This window comes from Massilia sp. Leaf139 (assembly GCF_001424165.1).
Taxonomy (GTDB): domain Bacteria; phylum Pseudomonadota; class Gammaproteobacteria; order Burkholderiales; family Burkholderiaceae_D; genus Telluria.
Genome location: NZ_LMOJ01000028.1, coordinates 19795 through 36766, shown reverse-complemented (window position 1 = coordinate 36766; position 16972 = coordinate 19795). Strand labels below are relative to the sequence as shown.

Sequence of the window (16972 nt, the reverse complement as noted above, 5' to 3'; positions counted from 1 at the left end):
TGAGTTGAATCGAACCGGTGATTATACCGTAATCGTGGTGCGCCCAGCCGCCATGCGCCTTGCCGCCGTGCGCGCCGCTGCCGTATCATCGGCGCGTTCCCACCTCCAGAATCCCCATGCGCTACCCAATCCTTTGCCAAATCGGCATCGCCGTTCTGCCCGCCGCCCTGAGCCTGCCCGTGCTTGCCGCCCCAAGCGCCCCGAAGGGCGCCAGCGCCACCCTGGCCGTGCTCGAGACCACCGACCTGCACTCGAATGTGGTCGGCTACGATTACTTCAAGCTGGCCGCCGAGCCCTCGATCGGCCTCGACCGCACGGCGCGCCTGATCGCCCAGGCGCGGGAGGAATTCGCCAACACCGTCCTGTTCGACAACGGCGACACCATCCAGGGCAATGCGCTGGCCGACTACCAGGCGCTGGTGAAACCGCTGGGCTGCGCGCAGACCCTGGGCATCTACAAGGTCATGAACGCGCTGAAGTACGACGGCGCCTCGATCGGCAACCACGAGTTCAACTACGGCCTGGGCTTTCTCAGCCAGGTGACCGGCAACCGCTTCCAGGTCGCGGGCGTGGACCAGCCGAAGCGCTGCGCCGGCCCGGCCTTTCCGCAGGTGCTGGCCAACGTCTACAGCGCGAAGACGAAGAAGCCGCTGTTCGCACCCTGGCGCATTATCGAGAAGAAGGTGAGCGCGCAGGACGCGGACGGGCGCGCGATCACGGCGACGGTGAGTGTCGGGATCATCGGCTTCACGCCGCCGACCATCATGTCCTGGGACAAGCGCTGGCTGGAGGGGAAGGTCTACACCACCGGCGTGCGCGAGGCGGCGCTCAAGTACATCCCCGAGATGAAGAAGAAGGGCGCCGACATCGTCGTCGCCATCGCCCACGGCGGGCTCGATGCCAACCCGTACACGCCGCAGATGGAAAACGCCGGCTGGTACCTGGCGCAGGTGCCGGGCGTGGATGCCATGCTGCTCGGCCATTCGCACCAGTTGTTCCCGAACGCGGCCAGCACGGCGCCGCAGTTCCAGCTGCCGGGCGTGGACAAGGCGAAGGGCCTGGTGCACGGTGTGCCGACCGTGATGGCCAACCTCTGGGGCAAGCACCTGGGCGTGATCGCCCTGCAGCTGCGCGCGGACGGCAAGCGCTGGACGGTCGACAAGGAGAAGACGGTGGTCGAGGCGCGCAGTGCCCAGAACGCCGACAAGAGTTTCGTCGCCGCCGACCCGGCCGTGATGGCGCTGATCCGCGAAGAGCACGAGGCGACGATCGGCTACGTGAAGACGCCGGTCGGCAGCACCGAGTTCCGCATGACGACCTATTTCGCCGATGCGGGCGACACCTCGGCGATCGCCGTCGTCAACGCGGCGCAGACCGCGTATGTGAAGAAGTACGTGGAGGCCAACCTGCCGCAGTACGCGAAACTGCCGGTGCTGTCGATGTCGGCGCCGTTCAAGAGCGGCTCGGCGGGCGCCTTCGATTTTACCGACGTCCCGGCCGGGAACCTGGCGCTCAACAATGCGGCCGACCTCTACCTGTATCCGAACGCGCTGTACGCGGTGAAGGTGGACGGCGCCGGGTTGAAGGCCTGGCTGGAAACCTCGGCGCGGCGCTTCAACACGATCGATCCGGCCAAGGCCGAGCCGCAGGAGCTGGTCAACGCCACCGTCCCGAGCTACAACTTCGATACCCTGACCTCGCCCGAGATCAGCTACGAAATCGACCTCACCCAGCCGGCCGGTTCGCGCATTCGCAAGCTGGCCCTGCGCGGCGTGCCGGTCGCACCCGGCCAGGAATTCATCGTCGCCACCAACAACTACCGCGCCAGCGGCGGCGGCAATTTCCCCGGTCTGGACGGCAGCAATACCATCCTCGCTTCGCCCGACACCAGCCGCGACGTTCTGATCGCCTACATCCGCGACGTCAAGAAACTGACCCGCGCCAGCCACGGCACGGCGCGCAGCTGGCGCTTCACCCAGGTGAAAACGGCCGGGCCGGTGGTCTTCCATTCGGCGCCCGGCATGCTGGGCCTGGCGCAGGAGGCGGGGCTGGACAACGTCAGCCTCTTGCGTGCGGACGATGGGCTCGGCAAGGGCTTCGCGCTGTACGTGCTGGATTTGTCGAAGTGAAGACCTTGACGCTGGCCTTGTTGGTGCTGCTGGCGCCTGGCGCAGCACAGGCGGCGCCCTGCATGCAGGCCGACGAGGCGCGGATCGCTTACCGCGAGGGGCTGAAGTACCGCAACGGCGCAGGCGTGCGTGCCGATGCGGCGCGCGCGCTGGCGGCGTTCAGGAAGGCGGCGGAGTGCCAGGTGCCGGCGGCGATGTTCACCTTGTCGAACATGCTGGCGGCGGGAGAGGGCGTGCCGGCGGATGCCGCCGCGGCGCGGCGCTGGCTGGAAGCGGCGGCGGCGCTGGATTATCCGGAGGCGCTGCAGCAGCTGGCGCTACAGGAGCCGGATCCGCGCAAGGCGGATTTGCTGATGCGGCAGGCAGCGCATGCGTTGACGCACCGGGCGGTGGAAGAGTAGCGGCCTTGCAGACGTGGGTTGAACGCGTGGGCGGCGCATGCGTCGCGTCGGCGCAAAGATCTGGGTGGAGCCGTCCACCCTACGGAAGGCGCCGGCGTATCGCGAGAACGCGTGCAGCGGGACGTAGGGTGGTCGGCTCCACCCGGGAAGGCGCGCGGACGCGGCGCCGGCGCCGCCCACGCGTTCAACGGGCGGCGGAAACTCGCGACATGAAGCGGAGCCGCGGAAAGCTCAGTCTTCGCCCGATGCCTCGATCTCACTGGCGGCTATCGCCGCCAGGTCGATCAGCGCTTCCAGCTCCGCCGCGCGCAGCTTGCGCGGCTCGCGGTCGATCACGCACAGGGTGCCCATCGCCATGCCCGACCGGTCGCGCAGCGGCACGCCGGCGTAGAAGCGGATGTGCGGGTCGGCCAGCACCAGCGGGTTGCCGGCGAAGCGAGCGTCGCTCATCGCATCCTCGACCACGAAGGGCCCGTCCTGCAGGATCGCGTGGGTGCAGAAAGCCCATTCGCGCGGCGTCTGCTGCGCCGGCAGGCCGACGCGCGCCTTGAACCACTGGCGGCGCGCCGTCAGCAGCGAGATCAGGGCGATCGGCGACTCGGTCACTTTCGAGGCCAGGCGCACGATGCGCTCGAAGCGCTCTTCCGGCATGCTGTCGACCAGGTTGGTCGCGGCCAGCGCGGCCAGGCGCTGCGCCTCGACCTCCGGTACCGGGAAGCCCGGGTCAGGGTTGGGCAGGAATTCCGGATCGGTCGGCGTCGGCGGCAGGCGGCGCTCCAAGGTGCCGGGCTGCCCGGAGACCTTGGTCATCAGCGCGCGGATATGGCTTTCGCGCGTGCGGCGGTGGCCGCCGGGGGTTTTCCAGGACTCGATGGCGCCGCTTTCCATCCAGAGCTGGACGGTGCTGGTCGCCACGCCAAGCAGCCGTGCAGCCGCGCTGGTGGTCAGGATCGGATCTTCTTCGATAATATTGCTGTTCATCAATGTTCCTACAGTTTCTAGCAGTATATCCGATTTGATGAATTTATCCGCATGTTCCGGCTTTGTCCCGCAAACCGACTGCGAAAGCGGCAGTACCCGCAAATTTAATTGCATCAAAAGAAATCACGTTCGCACAAGTAATGCGAATTCGTCAATTTCCAAGGGGCTATTTTTGTGAATGAGCCAGGCTGGCGGGATACGGCCAGGTCGAGCGTAGAGCGCGGCAGTCGCCGGCGACAGCGAACACGGCGTGAGGCACCGTCTTCGACCGCCGCCCGGTGCAGGGTCGGCGGTCGGCAAACATGCCTGGCGACTCAGGCCGCTGCCAGCGCCAGGTGCGCCGGCGCACCGGTGGAAGGCGTGCTGCCGCCCTGCGAAGCGGCGCCAGGCCCGTCGAGACGGAAGGTGCTGACCACCTCGGCCAGGCGCGCGGCCTGTTCCTGCATCGATTCGGCGGCGGCCGCCGCTTCTTCGACCAGGGCCGCGTTCTGCTGGGTGACCCGGTCCATGTCGGCGATCGCGCTGTTGACCTGCTCGATGCCGGCGCTCTGCTCTTCGCTGGCGTTGGCGATGTCGGCGATGATGGTCGTCACGTGCTCGATGCTGCGCACGATCTCGCCCATGGTGGCGCCGGCGCGGTCGACCTGGCCTGTGCCCGCGGCGACCTTGTTAACGGAGTCGTCGATCAGCGCCTTGATCTCTTTCGCCGCGCCGGCCGAGCGCTGGGCGAGGTTGCGCACTTCTCCGGCGACGACCGCGAAGCCGCGGCCCTGTTCGCCGGCACGCGCCGCTTCCACTGCCGCGTTCAGGGCAAGGATGTTGGTCTGGAAGGCGATGCCGTCGATGACGCTGATGATGTCGACGATCTTGCGCGAGGACTCGTTGATCGAGCCCATGGTGGCGACCACTTCGGCCACCACGGCGCCGCCTTCGCCGGCAATCGCCGCGGCGCTCTTCGCCAGCTTGTTCGCTTCGCGGGCGTTGTCGGCGTTCTGGCGCACGGTCGAGGTCAGTTCTTCCATCGACGAGGCGGTTTCCTCGAGCGAGCCGGCCTGCTGTTCGGTGCGGGCCGACAGATCGGCGTTGCCGCTGGCGATTTCGTTGGAGGCGGTGGCAATCGCCCCAGTACCGCCGCGCACGCTGCCGACGATGCCGGCCAGCGCCTGCGACATGCTGGCCAGGGCGCGCAGCAGGTCGCCGGTTTCGTCACGCTCGGTTGCGGCGGCGCGGCTGGTCAGGTCGCCGCGCGCGACGCGCTGGGCAAAGCCGACCGCATGGCGCAGCGGCACGGTGATCGAGCGGGTGATCGACCAGGCGCAGGCGATGCCCAGCGCCAGGGCGGCAAGACCGAGCGCGATCAGGAGCACGCGGGTACTGGCATACGAATCGAGGATGCCGTTGGCGACGCCATCGGCCGCTTCGATCTGCATGTGGGCGAGCTTGTTCATCTCGGCCAGGAATTCGGTGCTGCGCGGCGTGAGCTGCTCGGCATAGATCTTCTCGGCGCCTTCGACGTCGCCGGCGCGCTTGGCCTCGAACAGGGCGGCGCGCGCGTTCAGGTACGGATCGCGCTTGGCCTTGACGATGGCGAACTGGGCGCGCACGGCCTCGTTGCGCAGCGAGGCCTCGACGGTGTTCTGCAGTTCGGTCGAGCGGGCCGAGACTTCCTTCATGCGCGCCTCGACCTTCTCGATGACGGCGGTGTCGGTCGACACATAGGCGGTCTGCAGCATCGCGCTGTTGAGTTCGATGAGCTTGCCCCATTCGGCCACGTTGCGCTGGTTCTTGATGCTCGTGTGTACCAGGCGGCTGGTCATGTCGCCCGCTTCCTGCATGCGCAGCAGAGCGGTGACGGTGACGGCCAGCAGCAATGCCAGCACAATGGCAAATCCCGCGCCCAGGCGGACGCCGATCTTGAAGTTTCTCACGTTGGATTCCTGATGAATTAGGCGGCGCGCTGCCGCTGTTGTTCGTGCCGATGGCCAGTGGAGCAGGCCGGCATGTGGCGTCAGCCGGATTGGCTGTTCAGGAAGAGTATAGCAGCGGAAGCGCGGCAAATAATGCCATGCGGCAAATTTGCAACATCGTTCGATAACGATGTTGCAGTTATCGAGCGCGGAATCAGTGCAGTCGCTGCTTTTCCGGCTGCACCAGGATGAATGGATGCACGACCGAGGCCCACAGGGCGGTGCCGGCAGCGCTCCAGGTCTGGGCCTGCAGGTCGGAGACCTTGGCGATCTTACCTTCGGCCATCCAGGCGGCGATCTTGTCCTTGTCGTCGTGCGAAATGCGTACGGCGACGTCGATCAGGTCGAGCGCCTCGCTCACATAAATGACATTGCCCTGGGCGAAATGGCGTTCCAGTTCGCTCCAGGCGATGCGGCCGGTTTCGCGATTGATCTTGTCGTGCAGTTCGGTGTCTTTGGTCGGGTCGGTTTTCATGGCGTGGGGTGAGTCAGGTAATCTCGACGCTGGGCGTCGGCGAACCCGCCCATGTTAACCGATAGACCGCGCCCTTGCGTACATTGCCCACCAGGGCCGGGCGGAAGCAGGCCAGGTTGGTGCCGCCGGGGTGGCGCACGCTCGGGTAGATGATGCCCATCGAGCCCAGCTCGAGCAGGGTATTGGCCAGCTCCTGCGAGGCGACATAGCTGCGCGGGTCGAGGCATTTCTGGAAGCCGCGCACGCCGCGGATGTCGTGGAAACCGGCGTTGAAATCGGCCAGCAGCGCCTGGTAGCTGACGCTGTCGTCGAAGCGGCCGATCTCCTGGTATTCGACCGTTTTATGGAAGCTGATTTCGGCCAGCGCCGTCTCCGCGTCGAAAGCGCAGTACCAGGCGCCGCGCTCGCCGTCGTTGAAGCGGCTGCCTTCCGGCCGCGCATAGGTGTAGGCCGCATTGATGATGCGGAAGTTCGGGACGCCGAACACCAGTTCGTCCATGCCGATGCCGGGCAACAGGCCCGCTTCGCCGCGCAGGCGTTCGTTGGTCGCGTTGTCGAGGTCGAACAGGTCGCGCAGCACGGCGTCGTCCTCCGCCAGCGGCGCCAGCACCGAATCCTCGAGGTCGGCGAAGCGCGAGGGGATCAGGCGGCAGGTGTCGAACTGGCGCAGGGCGGTGAGTTTGGGCAGCACTGCCAAGATCAGAGGCCTCCGCGGCGCGCGTCGAGCAGCCGGCGCACGGTCTGCATGGCCAGCAGGCCGCCGCCCAGCATCAGCGCCAGCGGCGTGCGGCCGCCGAAGATCAGGTTGCTGTTCGGGAGCTGCACCCATTCGTCGGCGAGCTCCTCGCCATACAGGATGTGCAGCGCCTTGTAGACGCCGAGCAGATAGGAGATGCGGGTAATGCGGTCGACGTCGAGCACGCGCTCCGGGTTCTTCTTCCAGTCGTAGAAGCTCGACGCCGACAGGCCGCCGAGCAGCTCGCGCGCGTCTTCGTCGCGCAGTTGCCAGGCGCCGGCCAGCTTGAAGAAGCCCAGCAGCGCCGACTTCGACAGGCGCTCGCGCTCGGCGCGCGAATTGAGGTCGACCAGCACCGTCGGCTCGAAGCGGCTCTTGGGATAGGAATACGCTGAAGACGAATAAGCTGTAGAGGCGAGGTTCATGGGTTTCTCCGTTTCTGGAGTATTTATACTCCGATTCCGTACCCATTGCAACTGACGGTTGTCAAGCTGTGAACACCGTGACAGAATTGGCGCCGACTTGTCGAAAGGAAAAGGTTATTCCATGTGGTGGCGATCGGCGGGAGTACTGTTTGCGGTGGTGGCTTGCGTGACGCTGGCCGCCATCGGCATGGCGCGCGGGGCGCGCGTGGTTCCTGGCGACCTGCGCCAGCAGGTGTTCGACGCCGAAAAAGCGTTCGCAGCGACCATGGCGCGGCGCGACTTCGACAGCTTTTCCGCCTATCTCTCGCGCGAGGCGGTCTTCATGGGGCCGGGCGGCGCCACGCGCGGCAAGGATGCCGTCGCCCAGGCCTGGCGCGCCTATTTCGACAAGCCGGCCGCGCCGTTTTCCTGGGCGCCGGACGAGGTCGAGGTGCTCGACTCGGGCACGCTGGCCTACAGCAGCGGGCCGGTGCGCGATGCGACGGGCAAGCAGATCGGGCGTTTCAATTCGATCTGGCGCCTGGAGGGGCCGGGGACGTGGCGGGTGGTGTTCGATCGTGGGTGCGATTGCGGGCGCTGAGGCCAGCGCCGTTCCGGCGTCGTACCGCGTGGGCACGGGGTGCCCGGTGCAACCGTGGGCGATGCCATTGGCATCGCCCACCCCTACGTGCCCACGCCCTCGCCATCAATCCGCCGTCGCTCCCGACGCCTTCACCGTCTGTCCCCATTTCGCCGTCTCGCTGCGGATGAAGTCCGCGAACTGCTCGGGCTTCTCGCCATGCGGTTCGGCCCCTTGCTCGGCGAATTTCTTCTTCACTTCCGGATCGGCGAGGGCTTTCAGGATGGTCGCGTTCAGCCTGGCCACCACTGGCGCCGGCGTGCCCGCGGGCGCCAGGATGCCGAACCAGGACGTGGCGCTGTAGCCGGGCACGCCGGCCTCGGCGATCGTCGGCACGTCCGGCAAGGCCGGCGAGCGCTGCGGCGTGGTGACGGCGATCGGGCGCAGTTTACCGGCCCGCACATGGCCGATCACCGAGGGCATGTTGTCGAACATGAGCGCGGTCTGCCCGGCCAGCAGGTCGGTCAGCGCCGGCGCGCTGCCCTTGTACGGGATGTGCTGCATGTCGGTGCCGGCCATCTGGTTGAACATCTCGGCCGAGAGGTGGATCGAGGTGCCGCTGCCCGAGGACGCGAAATTGATCTTGCCCGGATTGGCCTTGGCATGCGCGATCAGTTCCTTGACGGTCTTGAAGGGCTGCGACGGGTGCGCCACCAGCAGGTTCGGCACCAGCGCCACGCGCGAGATCGGCTGGAAGTCCTTGATCGGATCGAAGGCGAGCTTCTTGTACAGGCTCTGGTTGATGGCGTGCGTGCCGACTGTGCCCATCAGGAGCGTGTAACCGTCGGGCTGCGCGCGCGCCACCAGCTGAGTGCCGATGTTGCCGCCGGCGCCGGGGCGGTTGTCGATGATGACCGACTGGCCGAAGTCGCGGCTCATGTACTGGCCGACGATGCGCGCCAGGGTGTCGGTGGTGCCGCCCGGCGAGAAGCCGACCACGATGGTGATCGGTTTACTGGGGAAGGCGGCCTGGGCGCGCGCGGCGAACGGCGTCGCGGCGACGATGCCGGCGGCAAGGACGGCGACGGTGAGCAGGCGGCGCTTCGGCGCGAGTGCGGGGGTACGGCGGGAACGGGTCATGACGGGTCTCCTTTTATCGTTATGGTGATGGTAGTACTTGGTGTCTGGAGCGGCGCGACCCCGAGCGTGGTGCCGCCGCAGACGTACAGCACCTGGCCGGTGACGAAGCCGTTATCGGGCGCCAGGAAGAACAGCGCCGCGCGCGCCACGTCCTCGGGCGTGCCGAGGCGCTTGACGACGATGCTGTCGAGGATGCGCCGGGTCTGCGGCGCGCCGGCAGGGTTGCTGTCCTTGAACAGCTCGGTCGCGATCGGCCCGGGCGCGACCGCGTTGACGGTGATGCCGTCGCCGCCGAGTTCCAGTGCGAGCGTGCGGGTCAGGCCGATCAGGCCGGCCTTGGTGGCCGAATAGACGATGCGTTCGGGCTTGCCGAGCGCCGCGCGCGAAGCGATGTTGACGATGCGGCCGTGGCCGCAGGCGCGCAGGGCCGGCAACGCGGCCTGGGTCAGGACGATGGCCGCTTTCAGGTGCAGGCTGACGACGTCGTCGAGATCGGACAGGGTGGCGCTGTCGATGCTGCCGGGGCGGGTGGCGCCGGCGTTGTTGACCAGGGCCGTGATGGCGTAGGTGCTGGCGATGTGGCGGGCGGCGTCCTGCAGTTCGTCCGGCTTCGTCAGGTCGGCCCGCAGGGAAACGAGGCGGTCATGCTGCCAGCCGGGGGCGTTCAGGTCGAGGTTGACGACGCGGCGGCCCTGCGCCAGCAAGGCTTCGCAGATGGCGCGGCCGATGCCGGCGCTGCCGCCGGTGACCAATGCGACTTCGGGTGCTTCGCTCATCCATGCCTCGTGGGGTCGATGTTCGATGCATCGATATTAGCATGGCGTCCGCCGTGGATGAGCAGAGGGCGCGGGGGCGCATACGTTTGTCCGCGTGGGCTCGGAGAGCCCACCCTAGCTTACGCTACCGTTCCGTGCATTTGCTACGCCGGCTCCGCGTGCTCCACCAACAACTGCACCTTGGTCACCCCGTTGTACTCGTTCGCATCGAGCCGGAACGCCACCCGCGCCCGGTCGCCCAATCCGTCGGTACGCCCGAACCAGATCGCGTCGTAGCGCCGGCCGTTGCGTTCCAGGAGCAGCTTGAGGTGCTTCTCTTTCAGGATGCGCTGGCTCAGCACGCGGAACTCGTCGCAGAAAACGGGCGGCGCGAAACCCTGGCCCCAGACCTGGCCGTCCATCAGTTCGATGAAGGAGGTGCAGTAGAACTCGTCCTCGAGCGGGCCGTCGGTTTCGACCACGCGCTCTAACTGGGCCTGGGTCAGCCAGGCGCGCCCGACCGCCTCGAAGGCTTGCTGGAAGGCGTCGAAGGATTCCGTCTTGATGGTGAGCCCGGCCGCCATCGCATGGCCGCCGAACTTGTCGATCAGGCCAGGCACGCGCTTGGACACGAGATCCAGCGCGTCGCGCATGTGAAAGCCCGGGATCGAGCGTCCGGAACCCTTGATCAGGCCGGGGCCGCCGGGCGCGAAGGTGATCGTCGGGCGGAAGAATTTTTCTTTCAGGCGCGAGGCGACGATGCCGATCACGCCCTGGTGCCAGCTCTCGTCGAAGACGGCGATGGTGCTGGCGTCGGCCGGCTCGAAACTGTCCAGGTGCAGCAGCGCCGTGTCCTGCATCTCGGCCTCGATCTCGCGCCGCTTCAGGTTGATCTCGTTGAGCTGCTGGGCGATGGCCCAGGCGCGGCCTTCGTCGTCGGTGGTCAGGCACTCGATCCCGAGCGCCATGTCCTGCAGGCGCCCGGCCGCGTTCAGGCGCGGGCCGACGGCGAAACCGAGGTCGAAGGGCGAGGCGCAGCGCGCTTCGCGCCCGGCGACCCGGAACAGTGCCGCCACGCCGGCATGCATGCGCCCGGCGCGCATGCGCTTGATGCCCTGCGCGACCAGGATGCGGTTGTTGGCGTCGAGTTTCACCACGTCGGCCACGGTGCCCAGGGCGACCAGGTCGAGCAGGTTGTCGAGCTTGGGCTGGGTCTGGGCGTCGAACACGCCGCGCCGGCGCAGCTCCGCGCGCAGGGCCAGCAGCACGTAGAACACGACGCCGACGCCGGCCAGGTTTTTACTGGGGAAGCCGCACTCGGGCTGGTTCGGATTGACGATCACGCGCGCCGGCGGCAGGTGGTCGCCCGGCAGATGGTGGTCGGTGACGACGACGTCGATGCCGCGCCGGTTCGCCGCCAGGACGCCGTCGACGCTGGCGATGCCGTTGTCGACGGTGACGATGATGTCGGGCGATTTTTCGTTCGCCGTAAGCTCGACGATCTCGGGCGTCAGGCCGTAGCCGTGCACCACGCGGTCGGGCACGATGTAGTCGACCCGGGCGCCCATCGCGCGCAGCCCGCGCAGGGCGGTGGCGCAGGCGGTGGCGCCGTCGCAGTCGTAGTCGGCGACGATGGTCATCTTCTTGTTCGCGGCAATCGCGTCGGCCAGGAAGACGGCCGCGGCGTCGATGTGTTTCAGGCCGCTGGGCGGAACCAGCGCGGTCAGCTCGCAGGACAGTTCGCGCGGGTCGACCAGGCCGCGCGCGGCGTAGATGCGCGCCAGCACCGGATGGATGCCGCCCTGGCGCAGCATCTCGGACTGGCGGAAGGGGCAGGGGCGAATGGTGATGCGGGTGTTCAAAGCAGTCGATCCAGGGTTGGGCGGCGCCAGAACTTGCGTTGCGCCATGGCGGTGGTGGTGAATTCGGCAAGCGCGTCGCGGTGGCTCAGCACCAGCCTCACTTCGCGCACGCGGCCCTTCATCAAGGCATCCAAGATGGGTGCGAACAGCGCCGCTTCAAGCTGCTGCAGCGTCGCGACCCAGCCGCCCCAGTCGGCGCCGACCGCGTAGGGCGCGGCGCTGGCGCAATACAGGATGGTGTCGCCGCCGGCGGTCGCGGCGAACTGCGCCAGGTCGTCGACCGGCGTGCCCAGGCTTGCCACGGCGCGGCCGGCGTCGAACACGGCTAGCTTGGGCGCAGCGGCGGCAGGCAGCTGCCCGGCATCGGCCGCGCCCCAGATCCAGAAGGCGTTCACCGGCGGCTGGCGCCGCGCTTCGCGCGCCGCGTTCACCGGGTGCGCATGCCACAGGATCTGCACTTCGTTCTGCAGGCGCCGGAAGGCCGCGGCGCGCGGGCCCAGCGGCATCCAGTCGGTCAAGTCCATGCCGAGGGCGGCGCCGGGTGTAGCGGTGTCGAGTTCAGACCACGCATCGTCCCCCTCCGCGGCACGCATGAACCAGGTGCCGGCGTCGCCGTACACCAGCGCGTGGCCGGCTTCCTCGAAATAGGGCTGGGCGACGGCGAACAGGGCGCGGCTGTCGTCGTCCGCCAGGCGCAGCATGTCCGGGTCGCCCATCATCAGGTGGGTGCGGGCGATCTCGATGTGCACCGGATTGACGACGAACCAGGTGCCGGCGTCCCGCGCCTGGCCACGCGCACGCATCGCGGCGGCGGCAAAAGCGGGGCGGCCGTTCGCGAGCAGGCCGAGCGCCCGCGCCAGCCATTGCTCATGCGGCAAGGCGCGCACCGTATCGTCGGCCGCCACGCGCGCATGGCTGGTCGTGCGCGACAGCAGTGCGGCCAGCGCCGGGGCCGGGCTCGGCGTGTTCAGGGCGCGCACCAGGTCGGGTGCGAATTCGGGAATGGGGAGGGCGAAGGGCAGGACGAGGGTGATCTGGGACATCCCGTGATTGTAGGCGAAATGCGCCCGCCGCGCCCGCCTCAAGTCTTCCCGAAGCGCCGATTGCGTGCCCGCGCCGCCACACGCAGCTGCCCGGGGAAGGACAGGGCCGCCGGGGCAAATTCGGGGCATCTGCAAGGCGTGGCCGGGCATGGCGTCTCCGCTGGTGGCCGAGTCCCGTGCGGACTCACCCGTTCGACCGGCGCCGCATCGGCGAAGTTCCGGTTATGGTTCCAGCCCCGGCTGGACGTTTTCGTGGCCTGCGAGACTGTCATGGATGAGCTTTGTGTGGCACACTGCGGGCTCAAGTTGTCAAACACCTAAATTCATGAGTATCGTCTACAAGCTGCCGTTTGAATGGCTGGTCGGGCTGCGCTATACGCGCGCCGGCAAGCGCAGCGGCCGCAACCGCTTCATTTCCTTCATTTCGATGATTTCCGTGGCCGGCATCGCCCTCGGCGTGGCGGCCCTGATCGTCGTGCTGTCGGTGATGAACGGTTTTCAAAAGGAAGTCACCGACCGCATGCTGTCGGTACTGGCCCATATCGAGGTCTACGACGTGCGCGGCGCCATGCCCGACTGGCGCGCGGTGGCGCGCGACGCGGGCCGCAATCCGCAGGTGCTTGCCGCCGCGCCCTTCGCCGACGTCCAGGGCATGCTGCTGCGCGACGGCGTCATGAAGCCCGCCATGCTGCGCGGGATCCTGCCCGGCGAAGAAACGAAGGTCGCGGAGCTCCCCCAGCAGATGCGCCAGGGCGGCCTTGACAAACTCACGCCCGGCTCGATGCACGTCGTGCTGGGCAGCGCCCTGGCCAAGTCGCTCGAGGTGGCGGTCGGCGAGCGCGTGACCATGCTGCTGGGGAGCGCGGGCGGCAGCAGCGGCGCTCCTGGCGCGCCGCGCACCCAGACCTTCACGGTGGCCGGCATTTTCGAGGCAGGCCACTACGAATTCGATTCCACGCTCGCCTTTGCCCATCTGGACGACGCCATCGCGGCCGGCCGCATCGACGGCCCGGCCGGCATCCGCCTGCGCCTGCGCAACATGCACGCGGCTCCGCAAGTCGCAAGCGAGCTGCGCCGCAGTATGGGGGACGAGGTCGTGATGCGCGACTGGTCGCAGGTGAACGCTACCTGGTTCGCCGCCGTCGGCTCGCAAAAACGCATGATGTTCATCATCCTCGCCATGATCATCGCGGTGGCCGCCTTCAACCTGGTCTCGACGCTGGTCATGACAGTCAAGGACAAGCAGTCCGACATCGCCATCCTGCGCACCCTGGGTGCGTCGCCGCGCTCGATCATGAAGATCTTCATCGTGCAGGGCACCCTGGTCGGGCTGCTGGGCAGCCTGCTCGGCGTGCTGCTGGGCGTGACGGTGGCGCTCAACGTCGACGTCATCGTGCCGGCCATCGAGCGCGTGCTCGGCGTGCAGTTCCTCTCGGAAGAGATCTACCTGATCAGCGAGATCCCGTCGGAACTGCGCTGGCCGGACGTGGCCAGCATCGGCGGCCTGGCCGTGCTGCTTGCCTTCCTCTCGACGCTCTATCCGAGCTGGGCGGCCGCGCGCACCAATCCGGCGCAGGCGCTGCGCTACGAATGATCGTTCCACCTTCGAAAATCTTCACTTCATGAGCATCATCCAGAAATTACCTTTCGAATGGCTGGTGGGCCTGCGCTACACCCGGGCCGGCAAAGGCAGCGGTAGCGGCAGCGGCAGCGGTTTCATCTCCTTCATCTCGCTGATCTCGGTGGCCGGCATCGCCCTTGGGGTGGCCGCGCTCATCATCGTGCTGTCGGTGATGAACGGCTTCCAGAAGCAGGTCACCGACCGCATGCTCTCGGTGCTGGCCCATATCGAAGTCTTCGACGCGCGCGGCGATATGCCGCAGTGGCGCGAGGCAGCCAAGGAAGCGCTGCGCAACCCGGCCGTGCTGGGCGCCGCGCCCTTCGTGCAGAGCGAAGCCCTGCTGCAGCAGCAGAGCGGCGCGATGCGCCCGGCCGTCATCCGCGGCATCCTGCCGGACGCGGAACGCAGTGTCTCGGATATGGCCAACACCATGCGCCAGGGCCGGCTCGATTCGCTCGCGCCCGGCAGCTTCAACATCGTGCTCGGCTACGCGCTGGCCGGCGCCTTGAATCTGCAGGTGGGCGACAAGGTCACCATGCTGCTGGCGCAGGCCCAGGCCACCCCCGCGGGCCTGCTGCCGCGCATGCGCACCTTCACCGTCTCAGGCATTTTCGAAGCCGGCCACGCCGAGTTCGACGCCGGCCTGGCCTTCATCAGCCTGGAAGACGCGCAACGGATGGAGCGCCTGGCCGCGCCCGCCGGCCTGCGCCTGCGTATCCAGGACATGCACCAGGCGCCCCAGGTCGCGGCCGCGCTGAAGAAATCGATGTCGGGCGACCTGGTGATGCGCGACTGGTCGAAGCTGAACGCGGTCTGGTTCGGCGCCGTACAGACCGAGAAGAAGATGATGTTCATCATCCTGACCCTGATCGTGACGGTGGCCGCCTTCAACCTCGTGTCGACCCTGGTGATGACGGTCACCGACAAGCAGGCCGACATCGCGATCCTGCGCACGCTGGGCGCCTCGCCGCGCTCGATCATGAAGATCTTCGTGGTGCAGGGCGCGGTCGCGGGCCTGCTCGGCACCGCGCTCGGCGTGGGCGGCGGCGTGCTGGTCGCGCTCAACATCGATGTCATCGTTCCATTCATTGAACAGTTATTGGGAGTGCAGTTCTTGTCCAAGGATATTTACCAATTCACGGCCGTGCCGTCCGACCTGCGCTGGCCGGACGTGGTACGCATCGGCGTGGTCGCCGTGCTGCTCGCTTTCGCCGCCACCCTGTACCCGAGCTGGTCGGCTTCGCGCGTGAAACCTGCGGAGGCGCTGCGCTATGAGTGATCAAGCGATGAGCGCGCCGGTGCTGGCCTGCCGCGGCCTGGGCAAGACCTTCAAGCAGGGCGACTACCAGGTGCAGGTGCTCGACAAGATCGATTTCTCGATCGCGCGCGGCGAACGCGTCGCCATCGTCGGCGCTTCGGGTTCGGGCAAGTCGACCCTGCTGCACTTGCTGGGCGGGCTCGATACGCCGAGCGCCGGGTCGGTGACCCTGCTGGGCGAAGATTTCGCGACCCTGTCGGAAGCGCGCCGCGGCGACCTGCGCAATTCGTCGCTCGGCTTCGTCTACCAGTTCCATCACCTGCTGCCGGAATTCTCGGCGCTCGACAACGTGGCCATGCCGCTGCGCATCCGCCGCGTGAAGCATGCGCAAGCCGCCGAACAGGCGCAGGCGATCCTGGCGCGCGTCGGCCTGGCCAAGCGCGTCATCCACCGTCCGGGCGAACTGTCGGGCGGCGAGCGCCAGCGCGTGGCCCTGGCGCGGGCGCTGGTGACGCAGCCGGCCTGCGTGCTGGCCGACGAGCCGACGGGTAACCTCGATCACACGACGGCGCTCGTCATCTTCGACCTGATGCTGGAACTCTCGCGCACCCTCGGCACCGCCTTCGTCATCGTCACCCACGACATGGAACTGGCGCGCCGCTGCGACCGCGCGCTGCGCCTGACCGAACACGGGCTGGTGCCGCTCGAGTAACGCGATGTGGATCGACACGCACTGTCATCTGGATGCACATGAATTCGGCGCCGACGCGCTCGGCGTCGCGGCCCGGGCAGCGCAGGCCGGCGTATCGATGATCGTCATCCCGGCGGTCGAACGCGCGAACTTCGGGGTCGTCGACAGTCTCGCGCATGCGGCGCCGAACGCCAGCTATGCGCTCGGCATCCACCCGATCTACGTGCCCGGGGCGCGCGACGAAGATCTGGCCGCGTTGCGCGCCGCCGTGGAAGCCGCGATGGGCGATCCGCGCTTCGTCGCCATCGGCGAGATCGGGCTCGACTTCTTCATTCCCATGCTGTGCGAGCCGGCGTTGCGCGAGAAGCAGGAGCGCTTCTTTCGCGAACAGCTGCGCATCGCGCGCGACTTCGGCCTGCCCGTGCTGACCCATGTGCGCCGCTCGCAAGACCAGGTGCTGAAACACCTGCGCCAGGTGACGCCGCCCGGCGGCATCGCCCATGCCTTCAACGGCAGCGAGCAGCAGGCGGCTACCTTCATCAAGCTCGGCATGCACCTCGGCTTCGGCGGCGCCATGACCTTCACGCGTGCGCTGCAGATCCGGCGCCTGGCGGCCGGTTTGCCGCTCGACCGCATCGTGCTCGAGACCGACGCGCCCGACATCTCGCCCAGCTGGATCCACCCGGCGCGCAACAGCCCGGAGCAGCTGCCGGCCATCGGCGCCGCCCTGGCCGGGTTGCGCGGCATCGAGGTGGCCGAGGTGGCCGCCGCCGCCCGGCGCAGTTCGCTCGCCGCGATCCCGCGCCTGGCGGCTCTGCTGGCCTAAAAAAGCCGGCGCCTGCGGAACCTTTTGGCCTGGCCGAACTCGGCTGTTCGTACGTACAGACGACGCCGTGAACAGTGCTAAGTTCGCCACAATCTGCCCGGGA

Annotated in this window: 16 protein-coding genes; 7 read left to right on the top strand and 9 right to left on the bottom strand. The window is 67.7% G+C overall.

All coding sequences use genetic code 11. The annotated features are described in order from the left end of the window. Positions 1-116 precede the first annotated feature (116 nt). The gene (locus ASF77_RS22910; RefSeq protein ID WP_056345422.1) at positions 117-2129 is read left to right on the top strand and encodes a bifunctional 2',3'-cyclic-nucleotide 2'-phosphodiesterase/3'-nucleotidase; all 2013 of its coding nucleotides are present in this window, start codon (positions 117-119) and stop codon (positions 2127-2129) included. Beyond that, positions 2126-2530 (top strand): sel1 repeat family protein, encoded by a 405-nt coding sequence (locus ASF77_RS22905; protein WP_056345419.1) that lies wholly within the window; start codon positions 2126-2128, stop codon positions 2528-2530. Before ASF77_RS22910 ends, ASF77_RS22905 begins: the two co-directional genes overlap by 4 nt. Before the next feature lie 231 nt (positions 2531-2761). Here ASF77_RS22905 and ASF77_RS22900 read toward each other — a convergent pair whose 3' ends face one another. The 5 genes from ASF77_RS22900 to ASF77_RS22880 all read right to left on the bottom strand — a co-directional run bounded on the left by ASF77_RS22900 (position 2762) and on the right by ASF77_RS22880 (position 7114). Next, the gene (locus tag ASF77_RS22900) at positions 2762-3511 is read right to left on the bottom strand and encodes a GAF domain-containing protein (protein WP_056345416.1); all 750 of its coding nucleotides are present in this window, start codon (positions 3509-3511) and stop codon (positions 2762-2764) included. 314 nt (positions 3512-3825) lie between these two features. Continuing rightward, positions 3826-5439: a methyl-accepting chemotaxis protein gene (locus tag ASF77_RS22895; protein ID WP_056345412.1), complete on the bottom strand. Its 1614-nt coding sequence runs from the start codon at positions 5437-5439 to the stop codon at positions 3826-3828. Positions 5440-5632: 193 nt separating this feature from the next. After that, on the bottom strand, positions 5633-5953 hold the full coding sequence (locus ASF77_RS22890) for a DUF2288 domain-containing protein (RefSeq protein ID WP_056345409.1): 321 nt from the start codon (positions 5951-5953) through the stop codon (positions 5633-5635). Positions 5954-5966: 13 nt separating this feature from the next. Beyond that, positions 5967-6650, bottom strand: a complete 684-nt coding sequence (locus ASF77_RS22885; protein ID WP_229445552.1) for an RES family NAD+ phosphorylase — start codon at positions 6648-6650, stop codon at positions 5967-5969. Between the two features lie 2 nt (positions 6651-6652). After that, entirely contained in the window at positions 6653-7114 is a 462-nt protein-coding gene (locus ASF77_RS22880) for an antitoxin Xre/MbcA/ParS toxin-binding domain-containing protein (protein WP_056345404.1), read from the bottom strand. 121 nt (positions 7115-7235) lie between these two features. Here ASF77_RS22880 and ASF77_RS22875 point away from each other — a divergent pair, with 121 nt between their 5' ends. Further along, entirely contained in the window at positions 7236-7694 is a 459-nt protein-coding gene (locus ASF77_RS22875; RefSeq protein ID WP_082494025.1) for a DUF4440 domain-containing protein, read from the top strand. A gap of 105 nt (positions 7695-7799) precedes the next feature. On the opposite strand, the gene ASF77_RS22870 is transcribed toward ASF77_RS22875, so the two are convergent. The 4 genes from ASF77_RS22870 to ASF77_RS22855 form a co-directional block, all read right to left on the bottom strand. Then, a complete protein-coding gene (locus tag ASF77_RS22870) occupies positions 7800-8813 on the bottom strand; it encodes a tripartite tricarboxylate transporter substrate binding protein (protein ID WP_056345402.1) in 1014 nt (337 codons plus the stop codon). Beyond that, positions 8810-9589, bottom strand: coding sequence for an SDR family NAD(P)-dependent oxidoreductase (locus ASF77_RS22865; protein WP_056345398.1), 780 nt, complete (start codon positions 9587-9589; stop codon positions 8810-8812). The genes ASF77_RS22870 and ASF77_RS22865 overlap by 4 nt, the downstream gene beginning before the upstream one ends. Before the next feature lie 143 nt (positions 9590-9732). Further along, entirely contained in the window at positions 9733-11382 is a 1650-nt protein-coding gene (gene recJ, locus ASF77_RS22860; protein ID WP_056345697.1) for a single-stranded-DNA-specific exonuclease RecJ, read from the bottom strand. Between the two features lie 44 nt (positions 11383-11426). Beyond that, positions 11427-12473: a hypothetical protein gene (locus ASF77_RS22855; protein ID WP_056345395.1), complete on the bottom strand. Its 1047-nt coding sequence runs from the start codon at positions 12471-12473 to the stop codon at positions 11427-11429. Between the two features lie 325 nt (positions 12474-12798). Here ASF77_RS22855 and ASF77_RS22850 point away from each other — a divergent pair, with 325 nt between their 5' ends. From ASF77_RS22850 to ASF77_RS22835, 4 genes are read left to right on the top strand one after another with little or no spacing between them, the layout of a single operon-like run. Beyond that, entirely contained in the window at positions 12799-14067 is a 1269-nt protein-coding gene (locus tag ASF77_RS22850; RefSeq protein WP_056345392.1) for a lipoprotein-releasing ABC transporter permease subunit, read from the top strand. Positions 14068-14095: 28 nt separating this feature from the next. Continuing rightward, positions 14096-15373, top strand: a complete 1278-nt coding sequence (locus tag ASF77_RS22845; RefSeq protein WP_056345390.1) for a lipoprotein-releasing ABC transporter permease subunit — start codon at positions 14096-14098, stop codon at positions 15371-15373. Beyond that, positions 15366-16064, top strand: coding sequence for a lipoprotein-releasing ABC transporter ATP-binding protein LolD (gene lolD, locus ASF77_RS22840; RefSeq protein ID WP_056345387.1), 699 nt, complete (start codon positions 15366-15368; stop codon positions 16062-16064). Before ASF77_RS22845 ends, lolD begins: the two co-directional genes overlap by 8 nt. A 4-nt stretch (positions 16065-16068) precedes the next feature. Next, positions 16069-16869 carry a TatD family hydrolase gene (locus ASF77_RS22835; protein ID WP_056345385.1) on the top strand — a complete coding sequence of 267 codons (801 nt, stop codon included), beginning with the start codon at positions 16069-16071 and terminating at the stop codon, positions 16867-16869. Positions 16870-16972 lie beyond the last annotated feature (103 nt).

Excerpts from the sequence above, each read along its gene's own strand:
- ASF77_RS22910 (WP_056345422.1), top strand. The coding sequence starts at position 117 with ATGCGCTACCCAATCCTTTGCCAAATCGGCATCGCCGTTCTGCCCGCC.
- ASF77_RS22900 (WP_056345416.1), bottom strand. The coding sequence starts at position 3,511 with ATGAACAGCAATATTATCGAAGAAGATCCGATCCTGACCACCAGCGCG.
- ASF77_RS22890 (WP_056345409.1), bottom strand. The coding sequence starts at position 5,953 with ATGAAAACCGACCCGACCAAAGACACCGAACTGCACGACAAGATCAAT.
- ASF77_RS22880 (WP_056345404.1), bottom strand. The coding sequence starts at position 7,114 with ATGAACCTCGCCTCTACAGCTTATTCGTCTTCAGCGTATTCCTATCCC.
- ASF77_RS22875 (WP_082494025.1), top strand. The coding sequence starts at position 7,236 with ATGTGGTGGCGATCGGCGGGAGTACTGTTTGCGGTGGTGGCTTGCGTG.
- ASF77_RS22870 (WP_056345402.1), bottom strand. The coding sequence starts at position 8,813 with ATGACCCGTTCCCGCCGTACCCCCGCACTCGCGCCGAAGCGCCGCCTG.
- ASF77_RS22865 (WP_056345398.1), bottom strand. The coding sequence starts at position 9,589 with ATGAGCGAAGCACCCGAAGTCGCATTGGTCACCGGCGGCAGCGCCGGC.
- recJ (WP_056345697.1), bottom strand. The coding sequence starts at position 11,382 with ATGCTGCGCCAGGGCGGCATCCATCCGGTGCTGGCGCGCATCTACGCC.
- ASF77_RS22855 (WP_056345395.1), bottom strand. The coding sequence starts at position 12,473 with ATGTCCCAGATCACCCTCGTCCTGCCCTTCGCCCTCCCCATTCCCGAA.
- ASF77_RS22850 (WP_056345392.1), top strand. The coding sequence starts at position 12,799 with ATGAGTATCGTCTACAAGCTGCCGTTTGAATGGCTGGTCGGGCTGCGC.
- ASF77_RS22845 (WP_056345390.1), top strand. The coding sequence starts at position 14,096 with ATGAGCATCATCCAGAAATTACCTTTCGAATGGCTGGTGGGCCTGCGC.
- lolD (WP_056345387.1), top strand. The coding sequence starts at position 15,366 with ATGAGTGATCAAGCGATGAGCGCGCCGGTGCTGGCCTGCCGCGGCCTG.
- ASF77_RS22835 (WP_056345385.1), top strand. The coding sequence starts at position 16,069 with ATGTGGATCGACACGCACTGTCATCTGGATGCACATGAATTCGGCGCC.